Below are 19,851 nucleotides of genomic sequence, written 5' to 3'. Positions count from 1 at the left end.
ATGTCAATCCGTAGTCCCCTTGTGAGTTAGTACTGAGATTTACCTCTGCGGTTAAACCAGTCAGGGGGCAGTACCACTGCCCCCTGACTTTCGTTCAATGCTGTTTTGGTTTAGCGGCTGGCTGGCCGTTCAGGCACACCAGTTAAATCTTCTGGAGTGCTTGGGCGTTGCTCAGCGAAGACCAAATTGGTGGTTGCTGGCACAATGTATGGCCCGCGAATGTTGTTGTAGGTTCCTCCATAAATTTCGTGAGTTTCCAGAATCGCGCCGTAATTGGTCAAGCCATATGAATCGGCTTGGGCGTAGATTCTGCTGCCAGCGTTGAGTTGACCAGCTGGGACGAAGCTCAAATCTGAGCGATAGTATTGACCACCACTGATCAAGGTCAAGCTTGCATTTGGCGCTAAGGCTGGCGCATTGGTTGGAATTGCCCATGCCATACCAAAGTTGCCTAGGCTGTTCCATGGTTGGTTGACAGCGGTTGGCGCTTGCGTTGGATTGATATAGGCATCGACCCAATAGCCGCCCGCCAATGGCTCGGTGCCTGCGTTGCGAATGGTGACGCGGACACTGCCATTGACTACTTGAATAGTATCGACCACCAAGTCTACCAAGGCTGGTTTCATCACCATTGGAATGTAGACCACAGCGCGATCGTCGTTGATGATGGTGATCGTGCTGGTGATTGGTGTGCCGAAGGCGGTACCAACTGGGTTGCTCAAGCTCAGCACGATGGTTTCGCTTAGCTCGTAGGTGCTGTCATTGGTAATTGGCACCACCACTTGCACGCTGGTTTGGCCGCGGGGGATGGTCAGGGTCTGGGTAACTGGCGTGTAATCGCTGAGATTGGCTGTGCCATTGCTGGTTGCAAAGTTCACCTGAACTGCACTATTGGGATTTGGCGCGTTCAATTGAACCGTGACAGTTGCGCTGCCAGTTGATTCAACTACTTCATAATTGGCGAGGCTGAAGTTGACTCGTGGCACAACGATGGCCACAATCGCGCTCGCCGTGTTGTTGGCTAACAATTGGTCAATATCATCGCTCACGCTGACGTTGTTGACCAAGGTTGTGTCGCTGGCCAAGCTTGAGCTAATAATCCCCGAAACTTGAATTGAGCCACTTGCGCCTGCTGGAAGATCGTTGACCGTCCAAACGTAACGTGGGTTGGCACCAGTATCGGTGATTGTCAAGCCTTGGCCGCTGATGGCGACGTTGGTCAACAGCGGCGAAACAATGTCGGTCAAGACGATGTTGCTCGTTTGCAAGTTGCCGGTATTGGTCAGATTGATGGTGAAGGTTACCGGCGTGCCTGGGGTGGCAACCTGTGGCGTAACCTGCTTGCTAATCGCTAAATCAACGCTGGTTACGGTGACAGTTGCAGCATCGCTGGTATCGTAGCTGCGCTCTAAGTTCACCGTGCCTTGCGCTGAAGTCCAGGTTAGATCAACCTCGTTGACTAGACTTGCGCCAATTGCCAAAGCTGGTGGCGAAGCGACGCGGGCTTGGTATCCCAGCACCGTGGTTGAGCCAGTTGCGAAGCTAGCGAAGGTTGCTTCAACCGTTGATCCGTTGATTCCAAAACTGGTTGGAGCTGGACCTGAGATAACCGTGAATGAACCTGCAACTACGCTTAAGCCAGTTGGCAAGCTATCAGTCACCAACACATCATAGGCGATCGAATTGCTTTGGGCGGTGTGTTCAAGCGTCAAGGTGTAATCGAGCACTTGACCAAAGTCTGGTGTGCTGTCATCGACTGCCTTCACAATGGTCAAGCTTGGTTCTGCAACATCGACGGTGGCGGTGTTGAGCGTATCGGTCAAACTTGGGTCGGCGCTCCCGTCAACGCTATTCAGCAGTTTTGCCCCACGCACCACGCTACTGCTACCATTGACGGTTGCCTGATAGGTGATGGTAAAGCTATCGCTATCGATGGCATTGGCTGCATTGACATTACCTGGATTGACCACGCTGCTGGCAGCAATTGTCAAAGTTTGGCCACTGAGGTTAGCGGTCAAGCCATTGACGGTCATACTGTTGGCGTTGGCTACACTAGCCGAACCAGCGACATAGGTCAAGCCAACTGGCAAGGTATCAACAAAGCTTAGGTTATTGGTCGTGCCTTCGAGTACGGTTGCGGTCAAGACATAGGTCACAACTTCGCCGAAGGTTACTTGGCTGCCAACCGTGCTAGTAATACTGGTGTTTGCCACGGCTTTTTCAAGCGCGAAGCTGGTTGCTACGTTGTAATCCAACACATTGCTGTCAGCAGTGAAACTTGGTAATTGCGAACCGCTAACATTCTTCCAAGTGATTGAGCCTTCGCTGCTCGCCGTTGCACCTTGATTGATGCTATTGGGTAGTGTGTATTCGACAATGACGGTCAGGCGTTGGTCGTTGCTGCCATTGGTGTTGATCAAGAGATTAATGTTGCCAGTATTGATCAAATCGCCGTTGGCATCGAAGCCCAAATTACCACTAAAGTTGGTGCTGGTTGCGCCATCGCTGACAATCGCCGAGATCAAGGTTGGCGTACCAAAGCTTGCTGGCAAGTCAACATTCAAATCAACATCATAGGCCGAGGCCAAGCTGTTGCTGGTATGGCTAATCACCAGTTGTTGGCGGAGCTTATCGGCGGCATCTAAGCCACCATCAGCTGTAAGTTTGCTTAAGTTGATGGCGAGATCTGGCTCGACCACAGTGACGCTGACCGAGTTGTCGTTATCGCTCAGGTTCGGGCTAGCCGTTGCATCAACCTCGTTGCTGAGCACAGTGCCTGATGCTACATTTTGGTCGATCGTTGCGCGATAGACCAGCGTAAAGCTATCGGTGTCGAGGCCAGCGCTTGGGTAGCTGCCAGGGTTGGTTGCTGGATTGACACGGAAGATCAAAGTTTGACCAACGCTGGTGACGGTGAAGTTATTCAGCGTGATCCCGCCGTTGCTCAAGATTGTGCCTGAGCCACCGACGTAGGTCATGCCCACTGGCAAGGTGTCGGTCAGCACGATATTGCTGGTACTGCCTTCAATCACCTCAACTTCGAGGGTATAGGTGACGGTCTGGCCTGCAGAAACCGTACTAGCTGCTGGTACAAGCGCCTTGGTTACTGCAAAGAACGAGGCGATTGTGGCATTGGCGCTAGCGCTCTTGGCATAGCGTGGCAAGCTCACATCGGCTGCGTTGCGCCATGTTACGCCACTTTGCATGCTGGCCAAGCTGGCTGGTGCAGCAGTGTTGTTAACTTGAGCACGAATCGTCAAGACGATTTGCGAGCCAATTGGCATCGTTGCTGGCGTGTTGGTTGCGAGATTATTGCCAACAATTGCAAAGCTGCCGCCTGTTGCCCCGCCCGTTTGCTGCACATCCACCAGATTTAGATTGCTCAGATTGCTGGTGAAGCTGCTGGTAATGGCGACGGTATTGGCTGCTTGAGCATTGGCTCCTGCTGGATTATTGATCGTCACGGTGAAAGTGATTGGATCGCCAGCTTCAAGTTGCGCATCACTGCTTTGGCCAACATTGATAGTCAAGGCTGGTTCACGCACACTCACGCTGACCGCATTGTTGTTGTCGCTTAGGCTTGGGTCGGCGCTTGCATCAACATCATTGGTCAGGGTTGTGCCAAGGCTTACGTCACTATCAACGCTTGCTTGGTAGCGAATCACAAAGCTATCGCTATCGGTTGCTGCGGCGTTATTGACATTACCTGGGTTGACCACGCTGCTTGCCGCAATCGTTAATGTTTGGCCGCTAACCGAGGCATTGAAACCATTGATCGTCATGCCATTGGCAGCGAGCACTTGGGCCGAACCTGGCACATAGCTCATGCCAACTGGCAAGGTATCGAGCCATTGGGCATTATTGGTTGTGCCTTCCAGTACCGTCGTGGTTAAGGTATATTCAACCACTTGGCCAGGTGAAACGGTGGTTGCCGCTGGCGAAATCGCCTTCGTCACACTCCAAACGCTTGGCACAGTGATGGTTGGCGCTGAGCCAGTTGCAGTATAGACTGGACGGCTGACCCCGCTAGCGTTCGACCAAGTTGTGGTGGCCGAGTTGCTAAGCGTGGCGGCTGGGGTAACGCTATCGGCGACTGTGCCTTGCACAACGACAGTCAATACTTGGTCGTTGCTGCCGTTGGTATTGATCAAGAGGTCGATATTGCCCGTTACGCTGAGTACGCCACCGCTCAACGAGAAATTACCAGAAACATTAGTACTTGTCGCACCATCGCTGACAATCGCCGAAACGAGGGTCAGATTTTGGAATTGCAATGGTAAGGTATCGGTCAACAAGACCTTGGTTGCATTGCTGTTGCTGCTTGGCACGTGAGCGACGCGAATTTGGTAGCGCACCGTATCACCAGCATCAACCCCACCGGTTGCGGTGGTGATGGTCTTGACTACGCTCAAGGTTGGTTCAACCACGGTTACCGACACTTGATTGTTGTTATCAACCAAGCTTGGGCTAGCGCTTGAATCAAGGTCGTTGGTCAAAACTGTACCGCCAGCAACCGTGTCAACCACCACTTGATAGGTCATCAAGAAGGTGTCGATATCAACATTGCCAGCGTTGTTGGAATTACCCGGGTTGACGATGCTGGTTGCGCTGATCGTCAGGGTTTGGCCGCTGAGCGCAACATTGAAATCATTCAGGGTCACGCCGTTGGCGTTTGAGATTTGGGCCGAACCTGGCACATAGGTCATGCCAGTTGGAATCGTATCGATCCAGACTGGATTGAGGGTTGTACCTTCAATCACGGTCGTACTAACGGTGTAGGTTACGACTTGGCCGATGCTGACTTGGGTCGTTGGCGGAACAATAAACTTGCCAACTATCCAAGTACTAGCCACATTGATCGTAGGAGCAGTGGCGCTATCGGTATAGTTGGCATTGAAGATGCCGCCTGGGTTGCGCCACGTGAGGTCGGCAGTATTGCTGATCGTGCTCAGTGGGGTGGTTGAGTCAGCTACCAAGCCACGCACCATTAAGCTCAATACTTGGTCGTTCGTGCCATTGGTGTTGAGATCAAGCCCAAGATTGCCAGTGGTGCGCAATTGACCGCCAACAATCGTGAAGTTGCCAGCCACATTGGTGGTAGTAGCCCCATCGCTGATCGTTGCCGAGAGAATGCTCGTAGCAGTCAATTGGCTGGGCAAGGTATCGGTAATCATCACGCTGGTGGCGTTGGCTCCGCTGGTCGTGGTTGGCTGAACCTTGATCAAATAGCGCACTTCATCGCCAGCGTCGATGCCAGTGGTGACTGAATTGATAGTCTTGCTGATGTTCAGTTCTGGCTCGACCACCGTAACCGTGACTTGATTGTTGATATCGCTCAAGCCTGGGTCGGCACTAGCATCAACATCATTGGTTAATGGCGTGCCACTGGTGGCATTGCCTGCTACCGTTGCTTGATAGGTAATCGTAAAGCTATCCGTATCAACAGCGGCAGCATTATCCACATTGCCTGGGTTGGTTATGCTGCTGGCGCTCAGGGTTAGCACTTGGCCACTGAGATTGACCGCAAAACCATTGACGGTCATGCCGTTGGCATTTTCAACGACTGCCGAGGCTGGTACATAGGTCATGCCAGCGGGCAAGGTATCAACCCATTGGATATTATTGGTTGTACCTTCGATCAGGCTTGTGGTTAGGCGATAGGTAACGGTTGCGCCTGCGCCAACTTCGGGGCCAGGTGCGGCCACGGTTTTGGTTATGCTAAAGTTATTAGGAATCGTAATGCTTGGCGCAAGATCGGTTGCGGTGTAATTGGCGCGGTGGATGCCCGCGCTATTGCTCCAATCCACGGTGGCGGCATTCGCAATCGTGCTAGCTGGATTAATCTGGTTGCGTACTTGCCCTGCCACAACGATCGTTAGGCGTTGATCATTGGTGCCATTGGTGTTGAGCAACAAGTCTGGCGGCGTAAGGGTGATCAAATCGCCGCTACCATTGATGCTAAAGCTACTGGCAACATCGGTGTTGGTTGCGCCATCGCTAATCGTGGCACTTTCAATCACCATGTTTATAATGCCAGCTGGCATATCATCAGTAACATTAAGGTCAAAGGCATTGACTGTGCTCGCAGCTTGAGGCGAGACTTCAATGCGGTAGCGCACGGTATCGCCTGCATCAACCCCAACCGCGCTGGTCGTGAGTGCCTTATCAATCGCTAGGATTGGCTCAACCACGGTAACGCTGGCTGAGTTATTGTTGTCACTCAAGCTTGGATTAGCAGTTGCATCAACGTCATTGGTTAGTACGATGCCATTAACATTGCCCCCAACATCGTTGACCGTTGCCTGATAGGTAATCGTAAAGCTATCAGTATCAGCCGCCGCCGCATTATCAATATTACCCGGGTTAACTACGCTGGTAGCACCGATCGTCAGCACTTGACCGCTTAATGAAACGTTCAAGCTAGGAATGGTCATGCCATTGGCATTTTCAACGCTTGCTGAACCTGGCACATAGCTCATACCAGCGGGCAAGGTATCGACCCATTGCAGATTATTGGTTGTGCCTTCAATCACCGTTGTGCTCAAACGATAGGTAACAGTTGTCCCAACGACAACGTTTGCACCTGGAGCAGCAACTGTCTTGGTGACACCAAAGCTAGCCGGAATCGTGATGCTTGGCGCAAGATCGGTGGCGGTGTAGCTAGCACGTTGCACGCTTTCGCTATTGCGCCATGTGACCATTGCGGCATTGGCAATTGTGCCGCCTGGGCTGACCGTGTTGCGAACTGTGCCACGCAGCACAATCACCAAGACTTGATCGCTTGGTCCGTTGGTATTCAGCGCCAAGTCTACTGGTGTGACAGTAACTAAATCGCCACTGCCATTGATATTGAAATTGCTAGCGACATCGGTGTTGGTTGCGCCATCGCTGATGGTGGCACTTTCGATCACCGTGCCTTGTAGCGCAGCCGGCATATCATCGCTGATATTCAGGCCAAAGGCGTTGGCATTGCTTGCTGCTTGAGGGAAGACTTCAATCCGATAGCGCACAGTATCAGCAGCATCAACCCCGGTGGTGCTGGTCGTGATGCTCTTATCAATCGACAAGAGTGGCTCGCGCACCGTAACATTCACCGAGTTATTGTTGTCAGCAGCTACGCCATCAGCAGTTGCATCAACATCATTAGTTAATACCGTCCCAGCAACATTGCCGGGCACATCGTTAACCTGAGCCTGATAGGTAATTGTAAAACTATCAGTATCCATGATGTTTGGCGCATCGGAGTTGCCGGGGTTGATCACACTACTCGTCGTGTAGCTTAATGATTGCCCAGACGGCAGCACCGTTATCGGTGCGATCGTCATCCCGTTTGCGTTGAGGGTTGATGAACCTGATACATAACTCATGCCAGCAGGTAAGGTATCGACCAGTTGAATATTGCTGGTTGTACCTTCTAAGACTGTGACGCTCAATTGATAGGTGACAAAGCTGCCAATCGTTGGTGTGCCGCCTGCAATCACCGATTTGGTCACGGTAAACGGCGTTGGAACTGAAATATTCGGTGCGGTGCTTGAATCGTTATAATTTGAGCGTTGGAGCGAGGTTGCATTGCGCCAAGTAAGATTGGCGGTATTGGCAATCGTTGCACCTGGGTTAACCGTATTATTGACAACTCCCCGCACAACAATTGTCAAAACTTGATCATTGGTGCCGTTGGTGTTGATATTGAGATTCGTGGCGGTTGTGGTTGAAAGCTGGCCTGCTCCATTAATTGTGAAATTGCCAGCAACATTGGTATTGGTTGCGCCATCGCTAATTATGGCGGATTCAACCACAGGTGAGCCAAGCACCGCAGGCAGATTATCAACCACGCTCAGATCATAAGCTTGGGCGGTGCTAGCAGCGGTATGGCTGACCCGAATTTGGTAGCGCACCGTATCGCCAGCATCGACCGCCGAGGATGAACCAACAATCGTTTTGCTCACATCCAAGAATGGTTCAACAATCGTCAGGTTATGGGTATTGCCGTTATCAACTTGGCTTGGGCTAGCTGAAGCATTGACACTATTGGTCAATACCACGCCACTGACATTGGCTGGTACATCAAGCACTTTTACTTGATAAGATAAACGAAATACATCGCTATCAGCGGTTGCAGCGTTATCAACATTGCCTGGATTGACGACACTGCTGGCATTGATCGTCAAGGTTTGGCCACTGACACTGGCAATTAAGCCATTGACCGTCATGCCATTACTATTACTAACGTTAATTGAGCCTGGCACATAACTAGTGTTTGCAGGCAGGGTATCGACAAATTGTAAACTATTGGTCGTGCCTTCAATCACACCAACATCAAGATGATAGGTAACATCTTGGTTAATCAACGCATTGGTTTCAAGGCTCGATTTGCTAACGCTGAAGGCCTTGGCCACATTGAAATTAACCGCTCCAGTGCTATCAGTTAAGCCTGTAACCGTGGCTAGCGACGCACTATTGCTCCATGTGATATTGGCGCTATTGCCAACAGTTGCGCCAGCAAGCGCCGTATTGGCAACTTTGGCGCTAAGCACCAAGGTTAATTTTTCGCTGTTGCTGCCGTTAGAGCGGTAGCGTAAGCCAAATGGGGTTAAGGTTGCCAGATCGCCGCTGCCAACCGAGAGATTGCCAGCGACATTCGTACTGGCGGCCCCATCACTAACAATCGCACTGACAATAGTAGGGCTAGTCAGTTGGGCTGGTAAATCATCAGTTAGGTTGAGATTAAAGGCATCGGCCAAGCTCAACGAAACTGTATCGGCCCCTTCAACAATCGTTGCGTGCTCAACTTCGATCTGGTAGGTGACCGTATCGAAGGCATCGATGTTGGTTGTATTGCTGGTGATGGTTTTGCGCACATTCAGAATTGGCGTAATCAATTGGCCAAAAATTTCTGATTCGCCAGTTGCTTGCCCATCACGATTATCAGCCCCGCCCCAAACAACTAAGGTATGGTTTTGGGCCGGGCCACCATAAGCAATGCCAATATAGCCATTGGCAAAGTAGGTATCGCTGCCGTTTGGCCCCATATCGCTCACTTGCACATCGAAGGGGGCAAGGCGTGCGCCAGTCGCGGCATTAATTTTTTGGCTAAAAATCTCGCGTTCTGCATTGCCAGCGGCACTCGGCGCCATCCAAGCAATGATAAATTGGTTATCGCGTGAGTTATAGCTAATGACTGGATCGGTGGAGATCGCATTGGTTGATGAGAGGGTTAATAAACTACCACTCAAAGCACCAGACGCGCCATTGACGAGTTGACCATAGACGTTATACACGCTGTCAGTCACGTTATCGCCCGACCAAATGACCAAATACAGGTTGTTGGTGGGATTGTAGCCAAGGTTAATATCAAACGAATCTTCATTAGGATTATTGGCAATCAAGAAATCGTCAGCGCCAACTTCGGCCAAACTGGCAGTTAAGCGTTGACCATAGACATCAAAATCGCCATCGGTGCCGCTATCGTCGGAGCGCCAAACGACTAAATATTCGTTGTTGACGCTATTCCAAACGATATTAGGATCTTCTGGACGTAATGTATCATCGCCAGTTGTGCCAACATCGGAAACCTTAACATCGCCGCCAACTTCGACGAGGTTGCCGCCGCTATAGCCGAGCAACTGAACATAAACTTCAAACTCGCCCTCAATTCGCCCACCAGTTTTATCATCGCCATACCAAACCACGGCATATTGATTGTTGGTGGCGTTATAAGTTATAGCTGGCTCAAAGGCATCAGATTGGCCATCGCCATCGATGCCTGTAGTGCTAACTTGGAGTGGTGTACCAATTAATGATCCATTGGCTGAAACGCGCTGGCCAAAAATTTCACCCTCATAATTAATTCCAGCCGCCGCCTGATCATCACCTTCAAAAACTACGAAATATTCATTTTGAACACTATTCCAAACAACTTGTGCTTTAGAATAAGCATCCTGAATATCGAGATCATCGGCAATTAAAAAGTCATTTGTGCCAATTTCAAGTCCGGTTACTGCATCGATTAACTGGCCATAAATGTTGAGTGCTCCAGTTCCGCTTGCAGTTTCCAAGCCTTCCCACACCAAGAGATATTCGTTATCGGTGGCGTTATAGGCAACAACTGGATTAGAAGCAAGGCTGCCATCACTATTGCCAAGCCCACCCATATCGCTCAACAACACATCGTTGGAGCCGAGGAGCGGCGCAGCCAGCGGGCGTTCAGCCGACGTTTGAGCTTGCTGAATAGGCTTTGGAGCGGCAAAGGCCCCACTTCCTTGCAGCACAAAGAGCACCCCAGCCAGGAGTGCCATGACCACAGCAGAAAGTCGAGATTGTTTCAACACAGCGGGATACCTTTCTGTTTGGTTACCTTCGTCAGACACACAAATAGGAGTTGAGCCAGCCACTGCGCGGCGCTGCTTCGATGGTGCTTTGCAGTGGGCGAAGATCAAGTGCCGCTTGCTCAAGTTCAATTACTTGATTGGTGGTTTGATCGGTTGAATGGGTTTGAACAAGATACAGCTTGGGCACACTCGTTTGTTGGTTTGAATAACGCTGAATCGTGCCACGCGGGGTAGACCATGCGGCCTTGGCAAGTGCTGCTAATAAGGCTTGATCGTCGGCGCTGGTGGTTTCAAGCAGTGCTTGAGCTAACCATGCTCCGGCCTCGCTGCCTAAAAGCTGGGCCAATCCTTCAAATGGTTTGGCAGTTGGGGCAAGTTCGTTCGGGTTCCACGGCAAACAGGTCGTTAATGCTAGTTTTGCCCGTAACTCAGGCGCGATTTCAAGCCATGTCATGGGACTAACAACTAACTGACGTTTGCCGATAAACGGACTATCGCTCCACGCTGCTAAAAATTGAGTTGCTTCTGGGCCGCATGCCGTATAAAAGAGCAGCTCGCTAGGGGTTTCTGCCAAATAATTCCAGAGTGGCGCAAAATTGCCCCGATCAGGCGCGACGTGGCTCAGGTAGTGGCCTGCTGCCTGCCCACCAGCTTGTTCATAGCCCGCTAAAAGGGCATAATGCAAATCGTAGCCGCTATCGTAGTGGCTGAGCGCATGGACGGTTGTGCGTCCTAGCTGTTCTGCCGCCCAACGACCTAAGGCATAGTGCGCCTGCCATAAGCCAAAACTGTGTTGAACCATCCACGGATGCTGTTCGCTGTGGCGTGGAATATTTTCACCAAGATTGACTACCAGCGTTGGGCGTGGCATGCGCTGCAAAAATGGCGTAACGTATTCAATTAAGCCACTTTGCAGCCATAACACTAAAATATCGATATGGCGATTGCTGAGCAATGTTTGAATTGTGTGCTCAAGCGCAATTACCCCAGCCCCAACCGTTTCGATATACAGCTGAAGCTCACCAATAACGCCAGCTTGGCTGCTGGCAGCGAGCGCACTGCGAAAACCTTGCTCAAACTCTTCGGCAATCGCCGCGCGATCGGCTGCCAAGGGCAACAGCATGCCAATACCCAAACGCTGATAGTTCATACCGTTAAATCCTCAACCAAATTAAGTCTGTGATGGGAAAATGCCTTGTAAGGCAATACTGAAATTGATCGTCAAGAAGGGAGCCATATTCAGGTGGGCTTGGCTACCGCCAATATTGCCAACGCTCAATGGATTCATGCCGCCAGTTGGGCCTGCGGTTGTATAGCCATTGACCCCGCTTGAACGAGCTGGCGGATAGCCGCTGCCGCTATTGGCTGGCTGGTTTGAGGCTGCTACTGTATGATTGTGGGCTGGCAGCTCGGCAATTGAAAGCGTGTGGGCTTGCTCGCCACCACGTTGGCCTAAAGTGAAATTGCCACCCATATGGATTGGAACCCGCCCGCGTAGGTCGGGCAAGGCGAAATTGACCCGCCCATCGCCACCATAGGTTGTGCCCAATAATGAAAATAAGGCTTGATTTTGATTAATTGGTAAGAGTTGGCCATTGCACAAGGTCCAGCCTTTGGGTGCAAAGACGAACGAGAACAACCGAATCTCAGACAAAAATGGTTCTGCCATAACAATGTCATCCTCTAAATAGCTGGATGCCGATCATGCGAACTTATCCCCGTGGTGGGAAGACCCCTTGCATCGCAATAATAAAATTCAGCGTCAAATAGGGTTGCAGATTATTGTGCGGGTTATCGCCGCCAGTGATCGACAGTTCTTGTGGCGATAAGGTTGTATCGTTGGTCTTGCGAAAGGCATCGGTCGATTCACTTGCGCCTAAAACATTGCCCACGGGATCGGGATTATTGCCATCGATGCCAACATAATTGAGTGTGTGGCTATGGCTTGGAATTTCACTTTGTAAAAGGGTTACGGTTTCGGAGCCGCCGGTTTCGCCGAGATCGTGCAGGCTCAAGCCCGGCCCTTGGCCTGGATGCATGGGCGACCGCCCTTGCAAATCGGGTAGGGCAAAGTTGCTTTTGCCATTGCCGCCATAGGTTGTGCCCAAGAGCGAAAACAAAGCGGTGTTTTGCGAGATTGGCAACAGTTGGCCATTGCAAAAAGCCCAACCGCGCGGGGCAAAATTAAACGGAACAATGCGAATTTCAGCCACAAATGGATCGGCCATAGAAGCACCTCAACAACTACAACTACTTAACGATTCAACGCTAACTTTTTTCGCCTAGGTTGGCGAGGGGAAGATGCCAAACAGAGAGATAATAAAATTGATACACAAGTAGGGCGACAGATTGCTATGCGGCTGCGAGCCGCCAACTGGGCTAATCGTATTGGCGGCAAATGGCGTAAGATCGCCTTGGGTTGCGCCAGCAACATACAAATTGGTCGAGCCTGCTTTGGCCCAAATTGCACTTTGGGGAATATTGGTTGTGCCATTGTTGGCACTAGCCAGTGGAATATGGGTATGAGCTGGCATTTGCGAAACCGTCAGCGTGACTTCTTCAACACCGCCGGTTTCGGCCAAAACGAAACCGTTGCCTTGATGCAACGGAAATCGGCTTTGCAAATTGGGCAAGGCAAAGGTTGTTTGGCCATCGCCGCCATAAGTGGTGCCAATTAGGTTAAACAGGGTTTCATTCTCTGAGATTGGCAATATTTGGCCATCACAGAACATCCAGCCTGCTGGAGCGAAATTGCCAGCAAACATGCGAATTTCACCAACGTAGGGTTGTCCCATGTGCGATCCTCCAAAAACTAAGGCCGCCATTCCATTTCGGTGTACATACTCAAGCCACCGATAGCTTGAAATCCTAAGCGTTTGTACCAAGCACTTACGCGCAGATTTTCTTTATAGACATACAAGCGAACAGGGCGTTGGCTGGCTTTGGCTTGGGCCAAAAACAATTCAAGCAATTTGCTCCCGATGCCACGCCCGCGAAACTGCGGCAAGATCGTTATATCTAAAACGCGCATCAGGCTTGAACTTTGAAATGTGTACCAGTCGCCAATTGCTTGCTGTTTGTGTTGAATAATTTGAAAGCTCGCCTCGGGGTAGTGTTGCAGATAGTGGGTGTGCTGAGCATGATATTGCATGCTGATAAACTCAGCTTTGCGCAGATCATCCCAATCGACGCGGGCCATCTCGGCGGCGCGCGTTGAGGCATACAAATTAAGCAGCAGCGACTCATCCTTCGGAGTCACTGCCCGCAAGCTCAGCGGGGCTGCTAATCCAATCATCGGTGATCTCCTTCAGCACACCAAACTTTAGTCGATTAAGCGAACCGCAGCTTTAGCCGTGATTAAACATAGGGTTGGGTTATGCCGCTGCGAATTGCAGCAAGCTGTTGTTGAACCTTAGCCTGATCGAGCGCCGCAAAACTGATTGGCGCTGCTTGGCGTTTTTGGCTGACTAAGAAGTGTAGATAGGTTGGTGCATTGGTCGTTTGGAAGCGATCAATGCTGGTTGGGCCACGCAAGCCTGTATAGCTGGCAGCTTTCGTGTTGGTCGTGGTGCTGGCAATCAACAAGGCCGTATCGTAGCCTAAGGCGTGATGTTGGCTTGGCTCCGTGCCATAGGTTTTGCTAAATGCGTCGCGAAATGCTTGCTGCGTGGATGGATTCCAGCCGCCTGCATAGGCCAATTCGAGGCCTTGTTTGCGCAAGCGTTGAGCGAGGTTTGGCTCAAGGGTTGGGTTGGGGGTAATCCACAGCGCTTTGCTGCTCTGGGTAAAGCTCTGCCACCACTGCTGCGATTCGGCGGCGTTCAATGCCAAATAGACCAGATCGGGGTTGAGGCTGGTAACTTTGGCAGCTAGCTCGTCGAAATTGGCCTGCGCATTGACGTTAAAGTCGGCAATGAGCTGTGCTCCACCAGCCAACAAGCCCTGTTCAAAGCCCCACGTACAATCGTAACCGCTTAAGGCTGGCGAACGCAGAATGATGGCGCGCTTGCCACGTTGCTGGCTGGCCCAAACCGCGCTTTGCCAGGCAGCATCGGCCATGCCAAAACTATTGATTAGCAGATTAGGGCTGGGGTTGGCAACGGCAAAATGTTCGCCCAGCGAGGCAGCAATAATCGTTTGTTGGGGCAAGCTTTCGCTGAGCATTTGTAAGCCCAAGGGTGTGCCAAGGCTCAGCCAACGGGTTGCTGTTGGTTTGGTGCTAAGAATTTGATCGATCGTTTGCGGGGCTTGAAGCTTAAACGTGAAGGGCACCACTGCTTGCGCGCTGGCGAACTGCAAACCGAGCAATAATTCCTGAACTGCATGCTGGCTATGCAGGTGCGTAGGCAGACACAGGCCAACCTGCATTACCTCTGGCTCTCGTTGCCGAATAAGGCTTCTCTCGTTGGCAGCAGCTAATTCGGGCATGCTGGCAAGCAACCCTGACATAGCGCCCAACTTGAGAAACTGCCGCCGATTGATGGCTTGATTGTGGTCTTGATCGGGCATGGTGGCATCCTCAATTGTATTAAGTTTTTAGTGTGGATCGGGCAATGCGCCAAAAGCATACCATAGCCATTTAAAACCCTTATAGTTCAAAGGTCATGGTAAGGTATAGTACCTAGGCTGATAGATAAAAAATTAAAAACCACCGCATGGGGTGCGGTGGTGAAATGAGCCTTGGATAAAGCAAAACTTACACTTGGCTCAGGGCAAATTTGAGGCTTGAAGAGGCAGTTTGGCCAAAACGATTGGGCCTAGCAGCACTAGGCCCAATCGTAACGATGCCAACACCACAAGTCCTAGACTTCCATGACCTCGGCTTCTTTGGTTGCGCCGATCGTTTCGACCTCTTTTTGGAAGCGGTCGGTCAATTTTTGCAAATCTTCTTGGCCACGGCGCTCGTCATCTTCCGAGATGGCCTTATCTTGCTGCAATTTGCGGATGGCATCTTGGGCTTCGCGGCGCACGTTGCGAATTGCGACCTTGCCATCTTCGATTTTGGCTTTAACCTGTTTGACCAACTCCTTGCGGCGTTCTTGGGTCAATTGCGGAATTGCCAAGCGAATCACGCGGCCATCGTTGCTGGGGTTGATGCCCAGCTCTGAGTTTTGAATAGCCTTTTCGATTGCCTTGATCGCGCCTTGGTCGTAGGGTTGAATCGTCAGCATGCGTGATTCTGGGGTGGCGATATTGGCCAATTGGTTGAGTGGCATTTCAGCGCCATAATATTCAACCTTCAAATCTTCGACCAACGCGGGAGAAGCGCGGCCAGTGCGCACAGCGCCAAGGGTATGGCGCAACGAATCGATGCTCTTTTTCATTTTGGCTTCGGCATCGCGTAAGACATCTTTAACTGTCATACAAAAAACTCCTTGTAGTTGGCTAGCGCTACGCAGAGGTAGCGGGGGCTTCAGTACTGGCATTGCTAATCAGGGTTCCAACCTGCTCACCTAGCACAATTCGTTCCAAATTGCCTGGGGTATCGAGGCTAAACACAATGATAGGCAAGTTATTATCCATGCAAAAGGTCAGCGCCGTACTGTCCATAATCGTTAAGCCACGGGTCAGGGCATCAAAATAGGTGATATGGTCAAATTTGGTTGCGCTGGGGTTGGTGCGTGGGTCAGCGCTATACACCCCATCAACCCGATTTTTGGCCATCAGAATCACATCGGCATCGAGTTCGGCGGCGCGTAAGGCCGCGCCTGAATCGGTGGTGAAATAGGGATTGCCAGTGCCAGCGGCCAAAATGACCACCCGCCCTTTTTCCATATGCCGCACCGCTCGGCGGCGAATGTACGATTCTGCGACTTCATCCATTTTAATGGCTGTCATGGCCCGCGTTTGCATGCCGTTGCGCTCGAGCGCATCTTGCAAGGCCAAGGCATTGATAATGGTTGCAAGCATACCCATGTAGTGGGCTTGGGGTGGTTCCATGCCAGCTTTGATTGCTGGGCCACCACGCCAGATATTGCCGCCGCCAAGCACAATTGCCACTTGCACCCCATGCGCCAACAATCGCTTAATTTCGGCTGACATATAGTTTAACACGTCAGGCGAAATATTGGTTTTGCCATCGCCAGCCAAGGCTTCGCCGCTGAGCTTGAGCAAAACCCGTTTATAGCGTGGTTGCATACCAGAACCCTCCAAGTGAAAGTCAAAAGGTCAAAAGCAAGGAAGAAACAGACACCTGCGTGATTTCAGAAAAAAACCGCCGCCTGCGGATTGAGTACAATCCACAAACGACGGTTGAGAGTGCCTAGATTGGGTTGCGCCAATCGTCGCACTGTTTAGTTGCTGCCAACTTCAAAGCGGCTGAAGCGGCGCACGACGATGTTTTCGCCTAATTTTGCAATCGCTTCTTGCACCAAATCTTTGATTTTGACGCTTGGATCTTTGACGAATTCTTGTTCGAGCAAGACGATTTCGCCATAGAATTTCTCGATGCGACCTTCAACAATTTTTTCAACAATGTTGGCAGGTTTGCCGCTGTCGACATTTTGTTGGCGCAAGATTTCGCGTTCGCGCTCGACTTCTGCTTCAGGCACATCTTCGCGGTTGACATAGGCTGGGTTGGTTGCAGCAACGTGCAAGGCCAAATCGTAGGCCAATTTTTTGAAATCGTCGGTTTTGGCCACGAAGTCGGTTTCGCAGTTTACTTCCACGATGGCAACAACTTTATTGCCTGGGTGCACGTAAACTTCAACCCGACCGTCGCTGGCATCCCGTGATGATTTCTTGGCGGCGGCAGCCAAGCCTTTTTCGCGCAAGATTTTGATTGCAGCGTCAACGTCGCCACTGGTATCCGTCAATGCTTTTTTGCAGTCGAGGATGCCAGCACCGGTACGTTCGCGAAGTTCCTTGACTTGATCCATCGAGATGCTCACAGGGTATTCTCCTTGTTGTAAAAACGGACGAGCATTGTTGCTCGTCCGGGGTTTGGGTGTCTATCGATACTAGGACGGCATTCGCGAGCGCAGGCCGGAATGACCTCGGCCTAGAATGCGTCTTCTTCGTACTTGGTTTGTTCGGCCAAAGCACGTTCTTCGACATGTTGTGATTGACGGCGGTTTTGGCCTTCCAACGCTGCGTCGGCAATTTTGCCAGCCATCAGGCGGATAGCGCGAATCGCATCGTCGTTTGATGGGATTGGGTAATCGATTGGATCGGGATCGCAGTTGGTATCAACCATTGCCACCACCGGAATCCCCAGCTTCTTAGCTTCGCTAATCGCCAAGGTTTCTTTGTGGGGGTCGATCACGAACATAGCTGCTGGCAAGCGTTCCATCGTTTTGATCCCGCCGAATACGCGGTTCAATTTCACGATTTCGTCTTCCAACTTCAGTGCTTCAGCCTTGGTAACCAAGTTGAATTCACCACGGTCGCGGCGCGCTTCCAAGTCGTGCAAGAATTTCAAGCGGCTTTTGATCGTTGAGAAGTTGGTCAACAAACCACCCATCCAGCGTTGGGTTACATACAATTGGTTTGAGCGGGTGGCTTCGTCGCGCACAGCTTCTTGAGCTTGCTTCTTGGTGCCTACGAAAAGCACCTTGCCGCCGCCAGCAACTGCATCGGCTACAAAGCGATAGGCGCTTTGCAACGTGGTTACAGTTTGTTGCAAATCAATAATGTGAATCCCATTGCGATCCGTGAAAATAAACGGACGCATTTTGGGGTTCCAGCGCTTGGTTTGGTGGCCGAAGTGAACACCTGCTTCAAGCAGGGCCTTCAGCGACACTACACGGTTGGTAGTTGTGTCGGTCAAGGGATGACTCCTTACAAAATAATGTTTTCCTCCGCCGTCGCAGTTATTCCAGCACTGAACCAATCACCCATAGGATCGGCAGGAGCGGTGCCATGCAGACGACGTGCGTCACTAGCGACCAGCCCAAGGCTGGCACACCGTCGATTAGTATAGCACGACTAGAAGCAAAAGGCAAAAGGATGAATTATGAAGGATGAGGGATGAAGCGAGAACAGAGAACATAAAATCAGAAGTATGAAGGATGAGGGATGAAATGCCAAATCAAAAGGCAAAAGTGGGATGCAAGTTTGGATTATGGCCTTTTGACTAGCGGAGATTGGTTTGAAATCCAATAATTATTCCGCTAGCCAAAAGCCTTACTTCGTGTCCTTCGTGCTCTTCGTGGTTAAAAAAACTCTCATTGCCCGTTATTACAACAGGCGAATTTTTTCGCGGTGGGTTTTGACTTCGCGGGTTGCATTGCGGGTATCAACTACAACTTTGCTTTGCTCAACGATGTTGTCATAATCAAAAGCACTGTGGTCGGTGATAATCACGCTGCAATGGGCTTGTTGCAGCAGTTCATCGGTTAAAGGCACGGTTTGGTACTCATGATTATGGTGATCATAAAAGACGGTTACATGCGGATCGCAACAATAGACATTTGCGCCATCAGCTGCCAGCAAATCCATCACTTTGAAAATTGGCGATTCGCGGTAGTCGTCGATGTCTTTTTTGTAGGCCACGCCCAGCAGCACAATCGTCGAGCCTTTGATGCTGCGCTCTTGGTCGTTTAAGGCATGGCTAATGCGATCGCGCACAAAGCGCGGCATGGTCAGGTTGATTTCGCCTGCTAGCTCAATAAAGCGCGCCGAAATATCGTAGTGGCGTGCCTTCCACGCCAAGTAGAAGGGATCAAGCGGAATACAATGGCCGCCCAAGCCCGGGCCAGGCGTAAAGCGCATAAACCCAAAGGGCTTGGTCGCCGCTGCATCGATAATTTCCCAAACATTCAAGCCCATGCGGTCACAAATCAAGGTCAATTCGTTAACCAAAGCAATGTTGACATTGCGGAAAATATTCTCAAATAGCTTGGTCATTTCGGCGGCTGCTGGCGATGAAACTTCGGTTACCGCCGAAACGATATGTCCATAGAACAACGAGGTCAGTTCGTTGCACTGCGGCGTAACCCCACCAACAACCTTGGGAATGTTATGCACCTTGAAATTGACTGAGCCGGGATCGATTCGTTCTGGCGAGAAGGCCAAGAAGTAATCTTCGCCAACCGTTAAATTGCAAGCATCGAAGGCTGGCTTCAAAACTTCAACGGTTGTGCCCGGGTAGGTTGTGCTTTCGAGAATAATTAATTGGCCAGGGCGCAGGCGCTCGGCAATCTCGTTGGTTGCCGCCTCGATGTAGCTCATATCAGGGTCGCGGGCCTCGTTGAGCGGGGTGGGCATACAAATAATAATAATGTCGCAATCGCGCAAGCGCTCAAACTGGGCGGTTGCCTCGATCAAATTATTATTGCGCAGCGCGGCCAAATCGCTGCTTGGCACATCGCCGATGTAGCTCACGCCATTGTTGATACTGGCGATGCGTTCGACGCTAATATCGAAGCCAAGCACATTAAACCCAACATTGCCAGCGCGGGCCAACATTGGCAAGCCAACATAGCCCATGCCGATAACCCCAACTTGAGCACGCCGTGTTTCGATCGCGCTGCGTAAATCTGCAAAGGTACTCACGCTAAATCCTTTATTGTTTCATAGATTT

12 protein-coding genes are annotated in these 19,851 nt (G+C 51.0%); all 12 read right to left on the bottom strand.

The features are described 5' to 3' along the window. Positions 1-110: 110 nt before the first annotated feature. Complete coding sequence (locus tag JOD20_RS17940) at positions 111-10,328, bottom strand: isopeptide-forming domain-containing fimbrial protein (RefSeq protein ID WP_204756587.1); 10,218 nt, start codon at positions 10,326-10,328, stop codon at positions 111-113. Positions 10,329-10,359: 31 nt separating this feature from the next. Continuing rightward, positions 10,360-11,478: an ABC transporter substrate-binding protein gene (locus JOD20_RS17935; RefSeq protein WP_204756586.1), complete on the bottom strand. Its 1,119-nt coding sequence runs from the start codon at positions 11,476-11,478 to the stop codon at positions 10,360-10,362. A gap of 21 nt (positions 11,479-11,499) precedes the next feature. After that, entirely contained in the window at positions 11,500-11,997 is a 498-nt protein-coding gene (locus JOD20_RS17930) for a phage tail protein (protein ID WP_204756585.1), read from the bottom strand. Between the two features lie 43 nt (positions 11,998-12,040). Then, positions 12,041-12,556: a phage tail protein gene (locus tag JOD20_RS17925; protein WP_204756584.1), complete on the bottom strand. Its 516-nt coding sequence runs from the start codon at positions 12,554-12,556 to the stop codon at positions 12,041-12,043. 54 nt (positions 12,557-12,610) lie between these two features. Then, a complete protein-coding gene (locus JOD20_RS17920; RefSeq protein WP_204756583.1) occupies positions 12,611-13,123 on the bottom strand; it encodes a phage tail protein in 513 nt (170 codons plus the stop codon). Between the two features lie 17 nt (positions 13,124-13,140). After that, positions 13,141-13,623: a GNAT family N-acetyltransferase gene (locus JOD20_RS17915; RefSeq protein WP_204756582.1), complete on the bottom strand. Its 483-nt coding sequence runs from the start codon at positions 13,621-13,623 to the stop codon at positions 13,141-13,143. 62 nt (positions 13,624-13,685) lie between these two features. Then, positions 13,686-14,837 carry an ABC transporter substrate-binding protein gene (locus JOD20_RS17910; protein WP_204756581.1) on the bottom strand — a complete coding sequence of 384 codons (1,152 nt, stop codon included), beginning with the start codon at positions 14,835-14,837 and terminating at the stop codon, positions 13,686-13,688. 293 nt (positions 14,838-15,130) lie between these two features. Next, complete coding sequence (gene frr, locus JOD20_RS17905) at positions 15,131-15,691, bottom strand: ribosome recycling factor (protein WP_110519021.1); 561 nt, start codon at positions 15,689-15,691, stop codon at positions 15,131-15,133. 28 nt (positions 15,692-15,719) lie between these two features. Continuing rightward, on the bottom strand, positions 15,720-16,466 hold the full coding sequence (pyrH, locus tag JOD20_RS17900) for a UMP kinase (RefSeq protein WP_204756580.1): 747 nt from the start codon (positions 16,464-16,466) through the stop codon (positions 15,720-15,722). A 155-nt stretch (positions 16,467-16,621) separates the two neighbouring features. Beyond that, positions 16,622-17,206, bottom strand: a complete 585-nt coding sequence (tsf, locus tag JOD20_RS17895) for a translation elongation factor Ts (RefSeq protein WP_239583929.1) — start codon at positions 17,204-17,206, stop codon at positions 16,622-16,624. 122 nt (positions 17,207-17,328) lie between these two features. Beyond that, a complete protein-coding gene (gene rpsB / locus JOD20_RS17890) occupies positions 17,329-18,096 on the bottom strand; it encodes a 30S ribosomal protein S2 (protein WP_110519027.1) in 768 nt (255 codons plus the stop codon). A 410-nt stretch (positions 18,097-18,506) separates the two neighbouring features. Continuing rightward, positions 18,507-19,823 carry a nucleotide sugar dehydrogenase gene (locus JOD20_RS17885; protein WP_204756578.1) on the bottom strand — a complete coding sequence of 439 codons (1,317 nt, stop codon included), beginning with the start codon at positions 19,821-19,823 and terminating at the stop codon, positions 18,507-18,509. Positions 19,824-19,851: the final 28 nt, after the last annotated feature.

Source organism: Herpetosiphon giganteus, from assembly GCF_016907925.1.
Taxonomy (GTDB): Bacteria; Chloroflexota; Chloroflexia; order Chloroflexales; family Herpetosiphonaceae; genus Herpetosiphon; species Herpetosiphon giganteus.
Note: the sequence above shows the minus strand (reverse complement) of the source record. Positions and strands in the feature narration are given on the sequence as shown.